The organism is Parabacteroides hominis (assembly GCF_014287585.1).
Taxonomy (GTDB): domain Bacteria; phylum Bacteroidota; class Bacteroidia; order Bacteroidales; family Tannerellaceae; genus Parabacteroides; species Parabacteroides hominis.
The window spans coordinates 1-19,819 of the sequence record NZ_JACOOJ010000020.1 but is presented as its reverse complement, the minus strand read 5'-3'; the positions used below and the strand labels follow the sequence as shown (position 1 = coordinate 19,819).

Annotated in this window: 13 protein-coding genes; 6 read left to right on the top strand and 7 right to left on the bottom strand. The window is 47.0% G+C overall.

Annotation, left to right across the window (positions count from 1 at the left end):
* Nucleotides 1-41 precede the first annotated feature (41 nt).
* The gene (locus tag H8S65_RS11800; RefSeq protein WP_186930177.1) at nucleotides 42-1,538 is read left to right on the top strand and encodes a butyryl-CoA:acetate CoA transferase; all 1,497 of its coding nucleotides are present in this window, start codon (nucleotides 42-44) and stop codon (nucleotides 1,536-1,538) included.
* A 176-nt stretch (nucleotides 1,539-1,714) separates the two neighbouring features.
* Here H8S65_RS11800 and H8S65_RS11795 read toward each other — a convergent pair whose 3' ends face one another.
* From H8S65_RS11795 to H8S65_RS21245, 6 genes are all read right to left on the bottom strand, one after another.
* Nucleotides 1,715-2,845, bottom strand: coding sequence for an AAA family ATPase (locus H8S65_RS11795; RefSeq protein ID WP_186930176.1), 1,131 nt, complete (start codon nucleotides 2,843-2,845; stop codon nucleotides 1,715-1,717).
* A gap of 272 nt (nucleotides 2,846-3,117) precedes the next feature.
* Nucleotides 3,118-3,909: a gluconate 5-dehydrogenase gene (locus tag H8S65_RS11790; RefSeq protein WP_186930175.1), complete on the bottom strand. Its 792-nt coding sequence runs from the start codon at nucleotides 3,907-3,909 to the stop codon at nucleotides 3,118-3,120.
* 29 nt (nucleotides 3,910-3,938) lie between these two features.
* Nucleotides 3,939-4,781 carry a 5-dehydro-4-deoxy-D-glucuronate isomerase gene (gene kduI, locus H8S65_RS11785; protein WP_005645698.1) on the bottom strand — a complete coding sequence of 281 codons (843 nt, stop codon included), beginning with the start codon at nucleotides 4,779-4,781 and terminating at the stop codon, nucleotides 3,939-3,941.
* A 107-nt stretch (nucleotides 4,782-4,888) separates the two neighbouring features.
* The gene (locus tag H8S65_RS11780; protein WP_186930174.1) at nucleotides 4,889-6,106 is read right to left on the bottom strand and encodes a DUF2264 domain-containing protein; all 1,218 of its coding nucleotides are present in this window, start codon (nucleotides 6,104-6,106) and stop codon (nucleotides 4,889-4,891) included.
* Nucleotides 6,107-6,115: 9 nt separating this feature from the next.
* Nucleotides 6,116-7,312, bottom strand: coding sequence for a glycoside hydrolase family 88 protein (locus H8S65_RS11775; RefSeq protein WP_186930173.1), 1,197 nt, complete (start codon nucleotides 7,310-7,312; stop codon nucleotides 6,116-6,118).
* Between the two features lie 336 nt (nucleotides 7,313-7,648).
* Nucleotides 7,649-10,615, bottom strand: a complete 2,967-nt coding sequence (locus H8S65_RS21245; RefSeq protein ID WP_186930172.1) for a DUF6383 domain-containing protein — start codon at nucleotides 10,613-10,615, stop codon at nucleotides 7,649-7,651.
* Nucleotides 10,616-12,076: 1,461 nt separating this feature from the next.
* Between H8S65_RS21245 and pstC the strand changes: the two genes are divergently transcribed.
* Genes pstC through H8S65_RS11745 form a run of 5 tightly spaced genes read left to right on the top strand, consistent with a single transcriptional unit; the run spans nucleotide 12,077 to nucleotide 16,891 of the window.
* Nucleotides 12,077-13,267 carry a phosphate ABC transporter permease subunit PstC gene (gene pstC, locus H8S65_RS11765; RefSeq protein WP_186930171.1) on the top strand — a complete coding sequence of 397 codons (1,191 nt, stop codon included), beginning with the start codon at nucleotides 12,077-12,079 and terminating at the stop codon, nucleotides 13,265-13,267.
* 8 nt (nucleotides 13,268-13,275) lie between these two features.
* Entirely contained in the window at nucleotides 13,276-14,163 is an 888-nt protein-coding gene (gene pstA, locus H8S65_RS11760) for a phosphate ABC transporter permease PstA (RefSeq protein WP_186930170.1), read from the top strand.
* Between the two features lie 10 nt (nucleotides 14,164-14,173).
* Nucleotides 14,174-14,926, top strand: a complete 753-nt coding sequence (pstB, locus tag H8S65_RS11755; RefSeq protein WP_186930169.1) for a phosphate ABC transporter ATP-binding protein PstB — start codon at nucleotides 14,174-14,176, stop codon at nucleotides 14,924-14,926.
* Between the two features lie 45 nt (nucleotides 14,927-14,971).
* Nucleotides 14,972-15,649, top strand: coding sequence for a phosphate signaling complex protein PhoU (gene phoU / locus H8S65_RS11750; RefSeq protein WP_186930168.1), 678 nt, complete (start codon nucleotides 14,972-14,974; stop codon nucleotides 15,647-15,649).
* 39 nt (nucleotides 15,650-15,688) lie between these two features.
* Complete coding sequence (locus H8S65_RS11745) at nucleotides 15,689-16,891, top strand: porin (RefSeq protein ID WP_186930167.1); 1,203 nt, start codon at nucleotides 15,689-15,691, stop codon at nucleotides 16,889-16,891.
* Here the strand turns inward: H8S65_RS11745 and H8S65_RS11740 are convergent, their stop codons facing one another.
* On the bottom strand, nucleotides 16,892-19,321 hold the full coding sequence (locus H8S65_RS11740) for a glycoside hydrolase family 95 protein (protein WP_186930166.1): 2,430 nt from the start codon (nucleotides 19,319-19,321) through the stop codon (nucleotides 16,892-16,894).
* Between the last annotated feature and the right edge of the window lie 498 nt (nucleotides 19,322-19,819).

Here is a 19,819-nt window from a genome sequence, read left to right as displayed (position 1 = left end):
TAACTGAATAAGGAATTACTAATATAACAACAAATAATATCATGGCTTTAAAATTTATTACAGCTGAAGAAGCAGCTTCATTCGTACATCACAACGACAATGTAGGCTTTAGCGGATTTACTCCTGCAGGATGTCCTAAAGTTGTGCCGGGCGCTATTGCAAAAAAAGCAATTGCCGAACATGAAAAAGGAAACCCGTTCCAGATCGGTATGTTTACCGGCGCCTCGACAGGTGACAAACTGGATGGCGAACTGGCTCGCGCCAATGCAATCAAATTCCGTACACCGTATCAGTCCAACAAGGACCTGCGTGCCCTGCTGAACTCCCACGGCGCACAGTATTACGACATGCACTTGTCCGAACTGGCACAGAGCCTGCGTTATGGCTTCTTAGGCAAGGTCGACGTGGCCATCGTCGAAGCAGCCGATGTGACGGAAGACGGCGAAATCGTTCCGACAAGCGGTGTCGGTATCCTGCCGACAATCTGCGGCATGGCCGACCGTATCATCGTCGAGTTGAACTGCCGCCACCCGAAGGAAATCCGCGGAATGCACGATATCTACGAACCGGCTGATCCTCCTTACCGCCGCGAAATACCTATTTACACTCCGTCCGACCGTATCGGTAGCGACTGTGTGAAAGTCGATCCGGCTAAGATCGTCGGCGTTGTCAAGACTGACGAACCGAACGAAGGAGGCAAGTTCTCTCCGCTGGATGATGTGACAATGGCTATCGGCCAGAATGTTGCTAACTTCCTGGTTGGCGAAATCAAAGCCGGCCGTCTACCAAAAGAATTCGTTCCGCTGCAAAGTGGCGTAGGCAATGTCGCCAATGCCGTTTTGGGTTGCATGGGCGAAAACAAGGATATTCCGGCATTCAATGTTTATACGGAAGTTATACAGGATGCTGTCATCGCCTTGATGAAACAGGGACGCGTCAAGTTTGCCAGCGGTTGTTCACTGTCTGTCAGCAACGAAGTGATCCGCGACATCTACGCAAACTTGGATTTCTTCAAAGATAAGATTCTGCTTCGCCCGCAGGAAATCTCCAATAATCCGGAAGTCGCCCGCCGTCTCGGCCTGGTGGCCATCAATACGGCTTTGGAAGCGGATATATTCGGTAACATCAACTCCACTCATGTATCCGGCACAAGAATGATGAACGGTATCGGTGGTTCCGGCGACTTCACCCGTTCGGCCATGTTGTCTATCTTCACGACTCCGTCTACTGCGAAGGAAGGTAAGATCAGCGCATTCGTTCCGATGGTTTCCCACCTGGATCACAGCGAACACTCCGTCAAAGTCATCATCACGGAATATGGCGTTGCCGACCTGCGCGGCAAATCTCCGATCCAGCGTGCACGTTGCATCATCGACAACTGCGTTCACCCGGATTACAAACCGTTATTGGAAGAATACCTGGCAATGGGCATCAAGGGACACACACCCCAGAACCTGAAATGCTGCTTCGCTTTCCACGAAGAACTGGCAGCCAGCGGTGACATGCACAATGTTGACTGGAGCAAATACAACAAGTAATCGTTGTATCATATATACAGAAAAAAGGAGGTTGTGTCAAAATCTACTTGTCCCCGCGTTTGACGCGGGGACGCAAAAGAACAGGCCTTATCAATCAGATATTTATGCAGCCAGTTTTCATGCGATCCCGCGCGGAGCACGGGAACAAGGCAGTTTTGACACACTTTCCCTTTTCTTTAGAAGTTCCGCCTCAACCACAAAGAGAAAAAGCGGTCATAAACCATATAGAAACCTCCTTCTTTCGTAACAAAATCTTTCTCCAACAATCCTTTTAAAGCCGATTGAACCGAACTGCTTGACGGCAAGCTGTATTTCCGAATGAATTTACCGGAAGTCAATGCTGTTGCTTTCCCTTCTTTGCAAATGGCAATCATCAACTCTTTCTGCTTTTCCGGCAATTGATAAAGCAATTCGGAATAGGTAAAGGAATAAGAATCCAAAATGAAGTCCACTGCCTGTTCAATCATCTCACCACCGCACATCTCCCCTTTCGGAGTCATTGCAAAAAGAATATTCAATATCTTTTGCAGATACCAAGTGATTCCTTCAAAGCGATTATACAAAGAGTCAATGACTGTAACATCAATATTCTTTTGAGCCATTCTGAAATGATGTTGTGCAAACTCCATGTATTTCTTTTTATCGATCGCCGATAAATGCAGGATAGACACACTCTGATAAAAAGGGCGGGCAGGACTAATAAACATTTCTCCCATCAAATGACGTTGTGAGCCGGCAAATATGAAATGAGCCTTGTTGCAATGCTGAATATAAGTACGCAACAAAGCCTCTGTATTCTTCTCCGAATATTGAGCGACCTGTTGAAACTCATCTATAGCGACAATACAAGGTTTATCAGATATAGCTAAATAATGAAAAATTTCATCCAAAGTCGTTTCGGGCGATTTGATATCGCCCAATTCCAAATTCCATTGAGGCATTCCCGACATATCCAAAGAGAAACCAGTCTTTAAAGATACCAAACTATTAACAAACAACTCCCAGGCCTTCTGTCCTTTCGGTTTTAAAGTCGCCAAGATTACTTTTCCTAACTGAAAAACGAACTCACGGAGTGTCTTAGTCGCATAAATATCAATCAGGAAGGTATAATAGTTCTCCTTTATTTCATTCAATTGAAAACAATGCCGAATCAATCCGGTCTTTCCCATACGGCGAGTAGAGATGATCGCCACATTGTTTTCGTTGATCAGCCAACGAGACAACTCTTCCGTTTCCTTTTCCCGATCACAAAAATATGCAGGAGCAATGTAACCACTTGTTACGAATGGATTATTTATCAATGACATGCTATTTTCTTTTTACGCAAAGATAATTATTATCTCATAATAACCACCATAACGTAATCAAATTCCGATTTAGGGTCCCTTCAGAAAAAAAGGAAGGTGTGTCAAAACTGCCTTGTTCCCGCGCTTGACGCGGGATCGCATGAAAACTGACCGTATAAATATCTGATTGATAAGGCCTGTTCTTTTGCGTCCCCGCGCGGGGCGCGGGGACAAGTATATTTTGACACACCTCCCTTTTTAATGCAGAAAGACAACCGTCTTTAGCATGATTATCAGGGCTGTTTACCGATATAAGCCAGAATACCGCCATCGACATACAGCACATGGCCGTTTACGAAGTCGGATGCGTCGGATGCCAGGAACACAGCAGGCCCCATCAGGTCTTCGGGAGTTCCCCAACGGGCAGCCGGAGTCTTGGCTACGATAAAGGCATCGAACGGATGACGGGAACCGTCATCCTGTCTTTCGCGCAAAGGGGCAGTCTGCGGAGTTGCAATATAACCCGGACCGATACCATTACACTGGATGTTGTATTCGCCATATTCGGAAGCGATATTGCGGGTCAGCATCTTCAAACCACCCTTAGCGGCAGCATAAGCCGATACGGTTTCACGACCGAGCTCGCTCATCATTGAACAGATATTGATAATCTTCCCGTGTCCTTTCTTGATCATGGAAGGGATAACTGCTTTAGAGACGATAAATGGGCCGTTCAAGTCGATGTCGATCACCTGCCGGAATTCGGCAGCCGTCATTTCGACCATCGGAATACGTTTGATGATACCGGCATTGTTCACCAGGATATCAATTACACCGACCTCTTTTTCTACTTGCGCAACGAAAGCATTCACCTGTTCTTCATTCGTTACGTCGCAAACATAACCATGAGCTTTGATACCTTCTGCTTCATAGGCAGCGAGGCCCTTATCCACCAATTCCTGTTTGATATCGTTAAAAACGATTGTAGCACCCGCTTTAGCAAATGCAGTTGCAATCGCAAACCCGATACCGTAAGAAGCACCTGTTACAAGTGCAACCTTACCTTCCAATGAAAAATTTACCATGATATTAATATATTAATGTCCGAAACTCATTATTTCAAGTCAGAGATCAAAGAGAAATCCTGATCTCCGTAATCCAGGTTTTCACCGCCCATACCCCAGATAAACGTATAGTTGTGAGTAGCAGCAGCACTATGTATAGACCATTCGGGAGACAAAACGGCCTGATCGCCTTTCATCCAGATATGGCGGGTTTCGTCTACTTCACCCATAAAATGACAGATAGCCTGATCTTCAGGGATATCGAAATAGAAATAAGCCTCCATGCGACGGCTGTGCACGTGTGCCGGCATCGTGTTCCAGACACTGCCCGGTTTCAGTTCCGTCATACCCATCTGCAACTGGCAGGTAGGAAGAACCTGGTTGACGATCATCTTATTGATGTTACGGTCGTTGGACATTTCCAAAGAGCCCATAGCGGCAACGACAGCGTCAGCCTTCGTTACTTTTTTATCCGGATAGTTGCGATGTGCAGTCGTAGAGTTAAAATAGAATTTAGCCGGATTCTTGGCGTCCTTGCTTTCAAATGTCACTTCACGGTCACCGGAACCCAAATAAAGAGCTTCCTTAAAATCAAGTTCGAAGACAGCATCCCCGGCCTTTACGACACCAGGTCCACCCACGTTGAAGATACCCATTTCACGGCGAGTCAGGAAGAAAGGAGCTTTCAACGGATCGATCGCTTCCAGAACCAGCACCTCGCCTGCCGGCATAGCTCCACCAACGATCATACGGTCGTACATCGAATAGACCATATTCACCTCGTTCGGAGTAAACACTTTTTCAATCAGGAAATCACGGCGGATACGTTTCGTATCATATTGCTTTGCATCTTCCGGATGCGCAGCATAACGCAATTCATAATTTGTTTTCATCTTCTTATTCTGTATTTATTATTATTATTCTGTATTTATTATTATTATTTTGAATAGACAGGTAACCCCACCCCAACGATTCTTATTTTTTAATTTTTAATTCTTAATTACTTAACCGCATGGTCAGCCTGCACCTTCTCCCCGTTCCAGGCTTTCACATTCGTCCATTCCGTATAAGGAGCGGACCAGAATTCATCCGTTTCCGGCAGTCCCAGAGGCACTAAACCAAAAGCACAAAGGTAGACACTCCCCGTATTGATATAAGACTCGGATATCTCGATTTGTTCACCGGTAAAGCCTACGCGCAACCAACCGTTCTTGTCGAAATTAGCCGGAGACTTCAACTGGCGACGGATGACGGAAGTCAAAGCGCAACGCACCTGCCCCGGTTTCACCCGTTCAGGCAAAATATGCATCAAAGCCGCCTGTCCCAAAGCATGGAAAGCACCGAAGCGGTAGCAGATGGAACGACCGACAACCGGGAAAGATCCTTCGGGAGAGATAAAACGCTCCAGTATCTCGGCATAACGAGCATGACGTTTCAACTGTGTATCCAAGAAATCAGCACCTTCGATATTATGTTTCTTCATCACGACCAACACATCCGTCAGCATCGGATGGATCACGAAACTATTATAATAATCCATGTGAAAATCAACACCATCACCATACATAGCATCCCCTTTATACCATTCGTCACGGAATTTTTTCACTCCATACAGCATCCGCTCCATGTCACATTCTCCTGTAAACTCAAGCAAAGCAGCTTCGACAGTCGAAGCGAAAAGCAGCCAATTGCTTTCATAAGGCTTGATATTACGGCTCCGCTTCAATTCGGTAACCATCCATTCTTTCGCCTGCGGATCAAGATTCCCCCAAAGCTGTTTCGGGGCACGCAATAATCCCTGAGCTAAAAAAGCAGCATCCACCAAAGGCTGCGACGGTTCACCGAAAACCAGATAGTCGGGAGCCCCAGGATTAACGGCATTCTTCAAGCCTTTTACCGTCAGGTCGATATATTTCTCACGGAGCTTGCCTTCCGGCGTATTGTCCGGTCCCAGTTCCAGCCAGGGAGCGATACCGCAGACCAGACGGCCCACCGCCTCCAAATGCGAGAAGCGATGCCGGTTGCCCAGCGATTCGTAAGGCATATTCTTCTTCAGCGTATTATTGCTCAGATTGACAAGTACGGGATCAGCAATGCGTGTCAAGTTTTCCACCCAGAACGCACGATCTTCTTTACCAGTTGTTTGCTGGGCGTTGCCCGTCAAAGGCAAACAGATCGTACATAGAATTAGTACGGCGATTTTCAATGAATTTCTCATGGTTTATATTCAAATTAATTTTTTCAGTCTCATCAATGCTTCTACATAATAGTAATCGGCATAGCTAAGCGGCACGTCCACCTCGCTGTTTCCAGGCAGATGGCCGGTCGAATGCATGAGTACAAAGTTACAGTTTGTTCCCTTCTCCGCCAAATATTCCGGGGAGGATAAAGAACGGATTTGCTGTTCGGCAAAGTCCAGATAGCTTTTCGCTTCTTCCGATTTATCCAACTGGCTCAGTTCGATCAGGGCGGAAGCCATGATAGCGGCGGCAGAAGCGTCGCGCGGAGTGTTCGGAATGTCAGGTGTATTGAAATCCCAATACGGGACTTTGTCGGCCGGCATATTCGGATGGTTCATCAGGAAACGGGCGATATGCTTGGCCTGTGCCAGATATTCGGGACTGCCGGTTTCACGCGCCATCATCGTATAGCCGTAGATCGCCCATGCTTGTCCGCGCGCCCAGGCCGATTCGTCGGCATAACCCTGATGGGTCATTTTGATATGTGACTTTCCGGTGATCGTGTCATAAGAAACGACATGATAGCAACTGTAGTCATCACGGAAATGATTTTCCATCGTCGTATTGGCATGCGTAACCGCGATATCATGAAAACGGTTATCGCCGGTAGTCTTGCTTGCCCACGTCAGCAGTTCGAGGTTCATCATATTATCGATGATAACCGGATATTGCCATTTTCCGTTATTGGTAAAGTCCCAGGAACGGATCGCCTTGATCATCGGGTTGAAACGGGTACAGAGCGAGCCGGCGCCTGTCACCAGCACATCCTTGTAACCGGGATTTTGCGTCAGGCGGTAACCGTTGCCATAGCTACAATAAAGCATGAAGCCTACATCGTGATTATCCGTCACATGCTGTACTTTTTCGAGGCGTTCGGTAAAGAGTTCGGCATACTTCTTCAATTCGGGAGTAGGATTGCTTTCATACAGATACCAGAGTTCACCGGGGAAGAAACCGCTGCACCACCAATAGCAGTCGCTGGTTTCCAGTTTGCCGTCCTTGATGCTCTTAGGCAGCCGGCCTTCCTGCTGTTCCAGGTCTTTGGCCATAAGCAGCGCCTGTTCGGTCGAGGCTTTCAAACCACGGTCAATCACTTTCGCAAGAGGTTCCTCCTGCGGGGCATTATTACAAGACGACAACAGCAGTGTGGTCGCTAACACAGATAAACTTAAAAGTTTGTTCATAATTGAATAATTAGAAAGATTTTGGACAAATATAGGGATAAGTTTACAAATTACTGCGAATTACGATAGAAAACCGCCCTCCATAATATAACGAAGCCCCGAAAATGTCTTCCATCTCCGGGGCTTGTTTTAGATGTATGCTTTCTCTCTTCACAGGGATACCGGCAACATTGAACTTTTAAATTCAATATACTTTAGTATTATTAATATTAAATCTGACCGCTTGTTCACCTGTCACAGGGTAATTGCCGTTGTTTGTAGTGATGCACAGCCGTGCATCTCTACGCGGCGGCACGCGGTCAAACATTTTAGAATTATCGATTATATTATCTTCTATTATTTCACGATAGCCTTTACAGCCTCTTCGCCTTCGACAGCTACAACAACCACACCCTGCGGAGCAGCGATTACAGCATTGTCAGAAGTAAGAACTGTGTTGGCAACTACCTGACCCAAAATGTTAGAGATAACAACCTTCTTGCCAGCAGCACCAGCGATCTGAACACCGCCTTCTGTAGCGATAACGGTTACTTCAGATACGGCTACGTCTTCGTTAGAAGTTGCATAGTCCGGAGCTTTCAGAGAGGCAATCATGTTTTCATCAGAATCAGATTTAACAACCAACAGGCCGTTAACGCTAACTACATATTTGTTAGTTAAAGACTTCATCACATAGTTATCAGTACCGTCGATCACTTCGAACTGGAATTTGAAGTTGTCGATACCACCTAACAATAAGCCCTTAGCAGCATCAGCAGAATGTTTAGTTCCGTCAGCACCGGCAGCTACTGTGTCAGGAGCCATAACGCCTGCTTTTTCATCAAAGTTGTTTACGATCAAAGTATCTACACCGTGGCGGGCAGCAGTACGGAAGTACAGACGAGCAGCACCATCTAATGTATATAACTTAGCCAGATCATCTGATTTATCAATAGAATCCTGGCTTGCAACTGTCAGATACAGTCTTTCAGCAGATGCTTCTTCAGCTTTTGTTTCTTCGCCAGCAGCAGCTTTGATACCCTGAGAGATGAAGTAAGAAGCAGTGATGTCAGCTTTGTAGTTTACAGTATCGAACCACAATGTAAAGTTGTCATTAACGAACTTGTCAGCATCAGCTTTCAGGTCATTGCCCGGTTGAGCCATTACAGCCAGATTGTTCTTACCTACAGCCAGACGGTCGTTGTTGTTGTAGATGTTGTAATGAGTCGGATTCGTGAACAACATTGAAGGAGTAGCCTTTTCAGTTACAGTAAACAAGTCGCTCTTAGCATCTGTCAAAGCAGAAGGATAGATCTCTGCATTCTGGGCATTTACACTTACGATTATAGATTGGCTCCAATCAACTGTTGCAGCACCGATGCCAGTAGTATCGATCAACATATAATTGTCAGCAGCACCCCAAGACTTGAAGAAGAATACAGACGGTTTCTTTGTTGCATCTTTCGTCAAGATATATTTGTTATTGTCCCGAGATACAAATTCATCTTTCTTTGTTACCAGTTTATAGGTGTAACGATACAAAGAATCAACCCCTTTGACTGTTGCTCCATAAGCTGCTTTATCTATCTCTTTCAGATAGAAGTAGTAATCATCTTCTGCCAATGTAATAGTAGAATCTTTCTTAGCCTGCATGAACAGATCCTTCATGAAAGGAGAAGCTGAAGCCACTTTATAAGTTTTGTTATTCAAAACTTTCGGATCATAATAACCATAACCGGTCGTAGCATAGTTTTTATTATTCACCGTGATCTTACCTTCCAATGTAGCACATTTTGCATCTTCCAGGAGGAGAGTGTCAGTACCATTAACATAGGTATCAGCGATATCCTTGCCGTCAGCACCCTTCACTTTGTTAAACGCACCTGAATATTTGATAGATGTAAATTCACGGTTCATGATTTCATATAAACCATCAGCAGTACCGGCTTTAACCACCCACTGAGTAGAAGGCATTGAAGCGTAAGCCTTATCTTCATAAGCTTTACCATTTGCAGCTACAACAGCATTAGCAACCACATATTTGTCTTTGTTGTCGCCTTTGTTAGCATATTTGATAAAGTAAACTTTATCTGTAGCTATCTTGGCATCGCCACCCAAAGTTGAAGAACGTAACGGTGATTTGATGTTGGCATAAGAAAGACCTGTATTTTCAGTGTCAATCATTGTAATTGAATCCACAGCCAAAACAGTCACATTATCCAATGCTCTTAAACAAACAACAGCTTCGGTAGAACCTGTAGAAGCCACTCCCAATTGTGTCTTTACATTTTCCTGTCCATCAGCATTCCACCATGAAGCACCGTCAGTATTCGGAGCGCTAAGTTTGATTGGTGTTGCAACCGGCTTGATAGACATAGAGTCTGTCACATAATCGTATGAAACGACGAACATGTGCAAACTATCAAGACCTGCTTTGTAGTAATTAGAAGGAGATGCTGTGCCAGCAGCACGGCGGAAAAATGCAGAGTCAGCTACGGCCAATTTCATAGACTGAGTTGGAGTAATATTAGCCGTATCCACATATAAGAAGCCCGTAGAATCTTTTGCACCCACCTTCTGGAAAAGCAAAGTATCAAGAGGAGTAGTGTTATTCAACTGTGGGAAATACTGTCCGTTCAATGTTCCATCAGCATTCTTTTTACCGTGAATAGAAATTGCAACCCATTCATTTTCTGTCAACACATTTTTCTGTCCATCGGTTGTTTTAGCAGGATCTTTCCGACCATTTACAGCTGCAAAGCTGAATTTCTTGACAACGTCATTGAAATCTTCAGCAGTCAAATTGAAAGAGGTCGTAATCTCATACGGTTTTACAAAATCTACATTAGCAAACGTCGTGGTTGTATTTTCTTCAACAACACCGGCGAAATCAGCACCTGCTTTCAAATAATAAGTGGAATCACCACTCATTGCATAGAAACCTGTATTATCTAATCCCCATTCCTTAATATCACCACCGAGTGTGACAGCCCCGGTTTCCTTTTTATATGAAAGGATATCACCGGTTTTTCTGTTTTGCAATTGGAAAGACTTACCAATAGTAGTAGTTTTTACAGTTACTTTCCATGCCATAGAATCTAATCTGGCGAAAGTAGAATCAGTAGCAGCAACTACCGTTGAGTCAAGTTTTCCGTTTTTAACAACCAAAGAATTGTCGCCAGAAGCACTTCTCAAATAAACGAAACCGTCTTTGAGGTCAGAACTGCCCAATACCTTATAAGGAGTAGCAGCAGCTTGTGCACCAACCGACATCCCACAGGCTACCAGTGCGGTAGCCACAAGAGTAGAAAATCTTTTGTTCATAATTTAATAATTTAATTAGTAATAAAACCTATTTGTTATATAATGTATACAACTTCGTGAATGTTAACGCATGTCTTTTGATATTGAAAACGTACGTTTATTTTAGTCATTTTTGGAGAGGTATACAGAGGTTTGTGATAAAAAGGCGGTATGTTTGTACTTGATAAGCTATCTAATTGATAAGAAAGAATATAGAAAAGGGAAATTTATTAGGAAAAAGGATTGCAGGTTTAAAAAGTAGTTGTATTTTTGTAGCTGAAAAATGACGAATTAAAACGTACGTTTTTTTCGTCATTTCATTTTTTACCTTCTATACTTCTAAATTCCAATCATTTACAAAAGACAAAAATACCATTTATATATACTCAAAATGGGACTTTTGCCATTTCCGCGCTTTTTATCATATTCATTTAATAATTAATCACTTGCAGTTTTTTATTCAAGTAGTGCTATAAGCCCAAATTTCACCTTTTTGCAAAAAAGCGGAAAAAACAGGGGAAAATCCTATCATTTGGAATTCTCAACACAACCTGTATTCCCATTATTGCGGCTCGTCCGATATTTATCGGAGTATAGGTTTAGAACGATCTTGTCTGCAATATGGATTGCTGATTCAATATTTGTCAGAAGTGAATCATAAATGATGATTTATCGGTGTATAACATGGATGGCGTCCCGCAGGCGCTCTTTTGCCGGCTGCTTCAGCAGACGGATAGATGATTGTTCCGGCCTTGCCGGTTCCGCTGTGGGTTTTAACCCCTTTAAATATTATATTAAAAAAGGGCCTGAAGCCCACAGAGGAAGAGGCTTAGCCTCCAGGCCTTTTAAACCGTCTGCTGAAGCAGACGGCAAAAGAGAGGATGAGGGGGGTGGGGATTGCCGATACTGATACCTATACCTATATAACAAGCGGCATCGGCAATCCCAAGAGAAAGCGCAGCTTTCTAAGAAAGGCCTAAGCGGACGGGCGTTAAGCGAAGGGTGAAGACGAAGCGGCCGGAGCCTGCGCTGTCTGAGCGAAGCGAGTTTCGCAGGCGACAGCGGAGTCTTTGCCCGGAGTAGACCGGACGGTTAAGCCTTGATCTTTTGGTTACTTTTGGATCAAGCCAAAAGTAACAGATAAATGTTCAAATCTTCTTAAAGAAAAACATATTGCCATTCTTTACTTATTGTATTATTCTCCGAAATACCCGTTGGTCCAAATCGAAACAGTAGCGCATGAAATTTGATTTTATACCCCATATATTTCAAATTTCCTGCAAGGATAATATTTTTTAAGAAACACACATTTACAGAAACGCTTGAACAACAGCCGAATACCAATACTGCCTCCAAAGAGGGACTTATTGTCGTTTTTTGAAACACAAACGTAATAATATCGTAACATCTCATTCAGCCTTATGTAACGACTTCGTAATATCTGTTTCGTTACTTTGCGGACAGAATAAAAAGGTAAACAAAGTGAGAAAGTTTTTCGAAAAGATTATAGAGGGAGGATTGCTTATCAGCGGAAGCGTCAGCAGCTTTGCGATTTTGCTGATCGTGTTCTTCCTGTTTAAAGAGGCCGGCGGCCTTTTCAACACCCCGGCCACAGAAGAGGGGTACGTTCTTGCCGTAAATAAAAGCAACGATGTCGGGAAATTATCACCGGAGAAGATCATGGATATCTTTGACGGCAATATTACCAACTGGAAAGATATCGGTGGAACGGATCAGGAGATTCTGACATTCCGCTTCTCCGACCTGACCAACTATTATCCGGAGGAAGAACTGGGCGACGAGTTCCAGTATGTCCCGCAAAAAATCAGCGAGCTGGTGGCGAAAGAGCCCGGCATCATCGCGTTCTTCCCTAAACAATATTTATTGGAAAGCGGTTTCCAGGGAAAAGTCCTGCCTGAAGAAAAGATCACATTCGGGGAATTTTTCGGTGGGACGAAATGGTATCCGACCTCCACGCCCGCCCCGATATTCGGATTGATCCCCTTGCTGTTAGGCACTTTGCTGGTCAGCATCGGTGCAATCGTGCTCTCGCTTCCTTTCGGGCTCGCCGTTGCCATCTACATGGCGGAGATTGCAAACAAACGGACACGCGACCTCCTGAAACCGATCATCGAACTGCTCGCAGGCATCCCGTCCGTCGTCTACGGTTTCTTCGGATTGGTGGTGATCGTGCCGCTTATCCAGAAAACCTTCAACCTGCCTGTCGGCGAAACGGCTTTTGCCGGCAGCGTAGTCTTGGCGATCATGGCACTCCCTACGATCATCACCGTTGCCGAAGATGCCATGCGGACGACACCCCGCGCCATGAAAGAGGCAAGCCTCGCCTTAGGCGCAACACAATGGCAGACGATCTATAAAGTAATCATCCCGTACTCCATTTCCGGCATCACCTCGGCAGTCGTGCTGGGTATCGGACGTGCGATAGGCGAGACGATGGCCGTCCTGATGGTAACCGGTAACGCGGCTGTCATCCCGACCTCCTTCTTCGAACCGGTGCGTACCATTCCCGCGACGATCGCCGCCGAATTAGGGGAAGCTCCCGCCGGAGGCGCACACTATGAGGCGTTGTTCCTGCTCGGTGCCGTCCTCTTCCTCATCACGCTGATATTGAGTATCTCCGTCGAGTATATTTCATCCAAAAGAAAAATCTGATTAACATTATGGCTCCTGTACAAAAGTTAGGAAATATAGATTTGAAGAAACGGACCTCACAGAGGTTTGCATTCAGCTTCTTCACCCTGTTGAGTTATCTGGTCGTTGCGATCCTGTTCGTGATCTTGGGGTTCATCATCATTAAAGGAGGCAGCGTGATCAGCTGGGACTTCCTGACGAAAGCGCCGGAAGACGGCATGACGAAAGGGGGAATCTTCCCGGCGATCGTCGGGACTTTCTACCTGATCCTCGGAAGCAGCATCATCAGTTTCCCGATCGGGATCATGAGCGGCATCTACATGAACGAATATGCGACAAACGGCAAACTGGTCCGTTTCATCCGCATCATGACGAACAACCTGAGCGGGGTCCCGTCGGTCGTCTTCGGCCTGTTCGGTATGTCTCTGTTTGTAAATACGTTAGGCTGGGGAGACTCGATCATAGCCGGCTCGTTTACGTTGGCATTGATGTCGCTGCCCTTGATTATCCGCACGACGGAAGAGGCCCTGAAAAGCATCGACGACTCGTTCCGGCACGGCAGCCTGGCATTAGGCGCGACGAAATTGCAGACCATCCGCCGGGTCGTGCTCCCGATGGCTTTCCCGAATATCATCACCGGCCTGATCTTGTCGGTCGGACGCGTATCGGGCGAAACGGCTCCGATCCTGTTCACCGTAGCGGCCTATTTCCTTCCTCAACTGCCGGGAAGCATCTTCGACCAGTGCATGGCATTGCCTTACCACTTGTATGTCATATCCACGAGCGGAACGGATATCGAAGCCTCCCGCGGCATGGCATACGGAACGGCTTTGGTGTTGATTGTAATCGTCTTGGTTGTCAACCTGCTGGCAAACCTCTTGCGCAACTATTTTGCTAAAAAGGTAAAAATGAACTAATAAATTATTTATGATAAAGATTGATGCTCAAAACGTAGATTTCTATTATGGCGACTTTCATGCGTTGAAGAACATTTCGATGCAGATAGAAGCCAACACCTCGGTAGCCTTTATCGGCCCGTCGGGGTGTGGAAAGTCTACCTTCCTCCGACTGTTCAACCGCATGAACGACCTGATCCCCGACACGCATCTGGAAGGGAAGATATTCATCGACGGACGGGACATATACAACAAGGGGGAAAAAGTCGATACGCTCCGCAAAAATGTCGGAATGGTATTTCAGAAGCCGAACCCGTTCCCGAAGACGATCTTCGAAAATGTGGCTTACGGCCTTCGTGTAAACGGCATTAAGGATAACGAATACATCGAAGAGACTGTAGTCAAAAGCCTGAAGCAGGTCGTTCTCTGGGACGAGGTCAAGGATAAGTTGAAGGATTCGGCTTTCGCCCTCTCCGGCGGACAGCAGCAACGCCTTTGCATCGCACGGGCGTTGGCAATCTCACCTTCCATCCTGCTGATGGACGAACCGACTTCGGCCCTCGACCCGATCTCCACTGGCAAGATCGAGGATTTGATCCATGAACTGAAAAAGGAATACACGATCGTGATCGTCACACACAATATGCAGCAGGCTGCCCGTGTGAGCGACAAGACGGGATATTTCTATTTAGGCGAACTGATCGAATACGGCGAGACACGCAAGATCTTCACAAATCCGGAAAAAGAGTCGACGCAGAATTATATTACCGGGCGATTCGGGTGATTGGGAATTAAGAGTTAAAAATTAAGAATTAAAAATTAAGAATTGATGAAGGTTATTGAACAAGAGATTGCGACGTTAAAGAATACGATCAACGAAATGTGGGCGCTGGTCCACCAACAGATATACAATGCAGGCGAAGCCATGCTGACCGGGGATAAGGAACTTGCCTATAAAGTCCTCAGCCGTGAACGCCGCGTGAACGCATTCGAGTTGAAAATCGACAGCGATTGCGAGGATATCATCGCCTTGTATGCGCCGGTAGCGATCGACCTACGCTTCGTACTCGCCATGTACAAGATCAACACGAACCTGGAACGCCTCGGCGACTTCGCCGAAAGCATCGCACGCTTCTCCGTGAACCTGCCGGAAGGCGAGCCGGTCGATCCGGAACTGGTGAAGATCGCCCGCGTGGAAGAAATGTTGCAGGAACTGCTCACCATGATATCGTTAGCGCAGGAAGCCTTTGAGAAGGAAAGCTCCGAGATCGCATCCCGCATCTTCCTGAAAGACAATATCATCGACGAGATCAACCACGATTCGACTCCCCTCATCGCCCAATATATCGAAGCTCATCCGGGCAGTGCGCTTGCCGGCCTTTACATGGCGGGCGTCATCCGCAAGATGGAACGCTTCGGCGACCACTGCACCAATATCGCAGAAGAACTGATCTTCTATTTAGATGCAAAGGTGATGAAGCACATGGGGAAAACCGAAGAGAAATAGTATCTTTGCAGCCAGAATCAAACATAATCGTAACCGACAATGAAACGACTAACGGCATTCTGGCTGTCAGCCCTTCTTTTATGGACTGTTTCCGTACAGGCGCAATCCTTCATCCCCGAACGGGATTCATCCGATATCTCTCTCTTCGAATACGCGACAAAGATCCCGAAGCGCACGAATGTATTCAACCTAAATTTGGAGATGCACGCCTCCTTCAACACATTCTTCACCGGAAATAAACTGGACGAGGCCGCTTTCCGTTTCAATCACATCAAAATCGAAGCGACAGGAGAGGTCAACGACCGCCTTTTCTACTGGTATCGCCAGAATCTCAACCAGGGGAACGAAGGCATGGATCTGGAGAACCTGCCGGAATCGATCGAATATGCCATGATCGGTTACCGCCTCAGCGATAAGTTCACCGTCACCTTAGGAAAACAGGATGCTGCCTGGGGCGGGTTCGAATATGACCTCGATCCGTATGCAATATATGAATATAGCGACATGAACGAATACATGGATTGCTATTTCACCGGGGTCACTCTGGGTTACCAGCCGGTCCCTTCACAGGAACTTCGCTTGCAGGTGACGGACAACCGCATCGGGAGCATGGAAGATGCTTACGGCACGCTTCCTGCCGGGATCGAAAAGCCCCGCGCCCCGCTTTTCTACACGTTCAACTGGAACAGCAGCTATCTGGACGAAGTCCTGAACCTCCGCTATTCGGCAACCGCCGGCGAACAGGCGGAAGGGAAATGGATGTATATGGCATGGGCCGGGCATAATGTGTGCACAGGGCCGTTCGACGGGTATCTGGATGTGATGTACACACGGGGTTCGCTCGACCCGTTAGGCATCCTGACGGAACTGGTTCCCCCGTCCGAAGAGAATGAGGAAGGGCCTGTCTGCCTGCGCAACGTCCAGTATGTTTCACTCGTGGCCGAAATGAATTACCGGTTCCACACGAAATGGAACGCCTTCGTCAAAGGAATGTATGAAACCGGATCGGTCTACAAGGCCGGTGATGAAGAGGGAGAACTCCCTGACGGCAAATACCGCACGGCATGGGGCTATCAGGCCGGCATCGAATTTTATCCGATGGCAGACGAAAACCTGCATATCTTCCTGACCGGAACAGCCCGCTCCTACCGCCTGACCGAAAAAGCAAAAGCGCTGGGTGCTTCGATCGAAAACACACAGCGCTTGTCGGTGGGGTTTATATATAAGTTACCGCTTTATTAATTAAAACGTCAGAGCCAACTGATCCCCGGCCTGCAACTCCACCACTAACATACCGTTAACAACCGGGAGAGACACGGCTTTTTGGTTGATCTTGATGCTCATATTTGCTGAATCGGCGGGGAGCTTGATGCGGAATGAATCGGAAACCAGGGCTTTCAAACCGGCTTCGGCCAACCGGCCTTCTTTCCATTTTGCAGAGACTTCGCCGCCGCCACGCACTTTCAAGCCTTTGAAGCTACCGTTTTTCCAGGCGGAAGGGAGGGCGGGAAGCAATTCGATCTGTCCGGTCTGGCTCTGTACCAGCATCTCGGCAATACCGGCACAACCGCCGAAGTTCCCGTCGATCTGGAAGGGAGGATGCGCACAAAACAGGTTCGGATAGGTTCCGCCGCCATTCGTCATATTCGTTTTGCGATCCACACACGGACGGAGCAGGTCAACAAACAGTTTATAAGCATGGTCGCCATCGTGCAGACGCGCCCAGAAATTCATCTTCCATCCCATCGACCATCCTGTGCTCTTATCGCCGCGGGCAATAAGCGATTTGCGGGCGGCCTCGGCAAGTTCGGGCGTGTGCTCCATCGAAATTTCGTTGCCCGGATACAGGCCATAGAGATGGGAGACATGGCGATGATGGGGTTCCGTCTCTTCGTACGGTTCGAGCCATTCCATGATCCGGCCATCCTTCCCGATCGTTGTCGGCATCAGGCGGGCACGCTTGGCGGCCAGTTCCCCGGCAAAATCGGAATCGACACCTAAGATGCCGGCGGCTTCGATCGTATTGGTGAACAGTTCGCGTACGATCTGGTTGTCCATTGTCGAACCGGCACAGATATGGGCGGTTTTGCCATTCGGCAACTTATACCCGTTTTCGGGCGAAGTGGTCGGAGCGGTCACCAAATATTTATTGCGGGGATCTTCCACCAGCATATCCACAAAGAACAGGGAAGCCCCTTTCAATACCGGATAAACATCTTTCAGATATTCCTTATCCAGCGTATAGAGATAGTGCATGTACAGATGCTCGCAAAGCCAGGCGGCAGACGTATTGGTCGCTCCCCAGGAAGGATGTTCGCCCGGTGCGGTAAACTCCCAAACGTTCCCTAAGATATGCGTCACCCAGCCGCGGGCGTTATAATAAGCCTTAGCCGTCCGTTCACCACTGGCCACCTGCTGTTTCGTCCATTCCACCAACGGGAGATGCAGTTCGGAGAGGTTCGCCACCTCTGCCGGCCAATGATTCATTTGCAGGTTGATATTCAGATGGTAATCGCCGTTCCAGGGCGTATTGACCGTATTGCACCAAAGCCCTTGCAGGTTGGGAGGCAGCAAGCCGACACGCGTAGACGAGATCAAGAGATAACGCCCGAACTGGAAATAGAGCGCACCCAGCGAAGGATCGTCCTGGTCTTCGTTGAACGCAGCCAGACGCTCGTCCATCGGCAAATCCTCGCGGGAAGAATGCCCCAAATCCAACTCCACGCGATCGAAAAGGGAACGGTAAGCCGCAACATGCGCTTTCTTCAGGGAAGCATAGTCCTTCTTCCCGGCATTGGCCAGCAGGGAAGTGATCTTGCCGTCGAGGTCTTTATCGAAATAATCGGTAGCCATGCTGACCAACAGAATCGCTTCGGAAGCATTCTGCACGGAAACAGTAGAATCGCCGGGAGTAACCGTCCCGCCCTTCGGCAAGATAACGCGCACGCGGGATGCATAGCGCAAGCCTTTCATCTCAAGGGTATCGACACCGTCAGGCAGTTGTCCCTGCATCAGCAGGTCATTGCCGTCGGCGGTCACTTTATAGTGTTCAGGGCGGTTCATGCCGAAAGAGAAGTTCAACGCTTTATCTGTATCGGCTGTCAGATGGATCACGCCCAAATCATCGGCAAACGAAGTGAAGACCTCGCGATCATACACCACTTTGCCTCTTCTGAAGGAAGCGGTAGCGACAGCATTATCGAGATTCAATTCACGTCTATACCCGGAGATCGAATCGGCACTTCCCTGATAATCATAATTCAGGACCAGGTTGCCCAACAACTGGTAGCTGCCATACGGGACATTCGCCCCTTGTCCTTGTCCGCTTCCCTCGCCTTTGCAGACGAAAGTGTTATACATCAGTTCCTGAGCCTCATCGTTGCGGCCTTCAAAAAGAAGCTTGCGGATAGTACCCAGCGAGTAATATGCCTGCGGATTATCCGTATCCTGCTTACTTCCCGACCACATGGAGATTTCATTCAACACGATCTTTTCCGTATCGACACCACCGTCCGGCATCAGTCCGAGACGTCCGTTACCTAACGGGAAGGTTTCTTCCCAAATCTTTGCCGGAGCATTAAAATGATATGACAACGATTTCCCCGTTTTCATATCCGGCATATTGCATCCTGCGAGGATCAGCAATATGAATGGTAGACATTTTAATTTCATAGTATTAAAATATTAATAATTAGTTTCTCTATTTTATCATATTATCTCTGTTACTTTTGGCTTGATCCAAAAGTAACCAAAAGATCAAGGCTTAACCGTCCAGGCTACTCCGGGCAAAGGCTACGCTGTCGCCTGCGAAACTCGCTTCGCTCAGACAGCGCAGGCTCCTGCCGCTCCGCCTTCGCCCTCCGCTTGACGCCCGTCCGCTTAGGCCTTTCTTAGAAAGCTCCGCTTTCTCTTAGGATTGCCGATACCGCCTCTTATATAGGTATAGCTATCAGTATCGACAATCCCCCTCTCATCCTCTCTTTTGGGGGCTGTCCAAAAAGTGTGACAGCCCCTTTTGCTATTGTTTATTTCGGTAAAAAGTAGTATCTTACCGTTGCAAAAAAACAAACATTATAGCAATGGCTAAGATAGTATTTAAAGAGTTAACATCCAACCAAAATGTACTTTTTCCGGTTAGTTTATCGGAAAAGATAGCTCCCAATCATCCCG

Bases quoted from the DNA above. Each gene is read 5' to 3' on its own strand.
- H8S65_RS11780 (WP_186930174.1), bottom strand. From the start codon at position 6,106: ATGAGAAATTCATTGAAAATCGCCGTACTAATTCTATGTACGATCTGT.
- H8S65_RS11790 (WP_186930175.1), bottom strand. From the start codon at position 3,909: ATGGTAAATTTTTCATTGGAAGGTAAGGTTGCACTTGTAACAGGTGCT.
- H8S65_RS11740 (WP_186930166.1), bottom strand. From the start codon at position 19,321: ATGAAATTAAAATGTCTACCATTCATATTGCTGATCCTCGCAGGATGC.
- H8S65_RS11800 (WP_186930177.1), top strand. From the start codon at position 42: ATGGCTTTAAAATTTATTACAGCTGAAGAAGCAGCTTCATTCGTACAT.
- pstB (WP_186930169.1), top strand. From the start codon at position 14,174: ATGATAAAGATTGATGCTCAAAACGTAGATTTCTATTATGGCGACTTT.
- H8S65_RS11745 (WP_186930167.1), top strand. From the start codon at position 15,689: ATGAAACGACTAACGGCATTCTGGCTGTCAGCCCTTCTTTTATGGACT.
- pstA (WP_186930170.1), top strand. From the start codon at position 13,276: ATGGCTCCTGTACAAAAGTTAGGAAATATAGATTTGAAGAAACGGACC.
- H8S65_RS21245 (WP_186930172.1), bottom strand. From the start codon at position 10,615: ATGAACAAAAGATTTTCTACTCTTGTGGCTACCGCACTGGTAGCCTGT.
- phoU (WP_186930168.1), top strand. From the start codon at position 14,972: ATGAAGGTTATTGAACAAGAGATTGCGACGTTAAAGAATACGATCAAC.
- H8S65_RS11775 (WP_186930173.1), bottom strand. From the start codon at position 7,312: ATGAACAAACTTTTAAGTTTATCTGTGTTAGCGACCACACTGCTGTTG.
- H8S65_RS11795 (WP_186930176.1), bottom strand. From the start codon at position 2,845: ATGTCATTGATAAATAATCCATTCGTAACAAGTGGTTACATTGCTCCT.
- kduI (WP_005645698.1), bottom strand. From the start codon at position 4,781: ATGAAAACAAATTATGAATTGCGTTATGCTGCGCATCCGGAAGATGCA.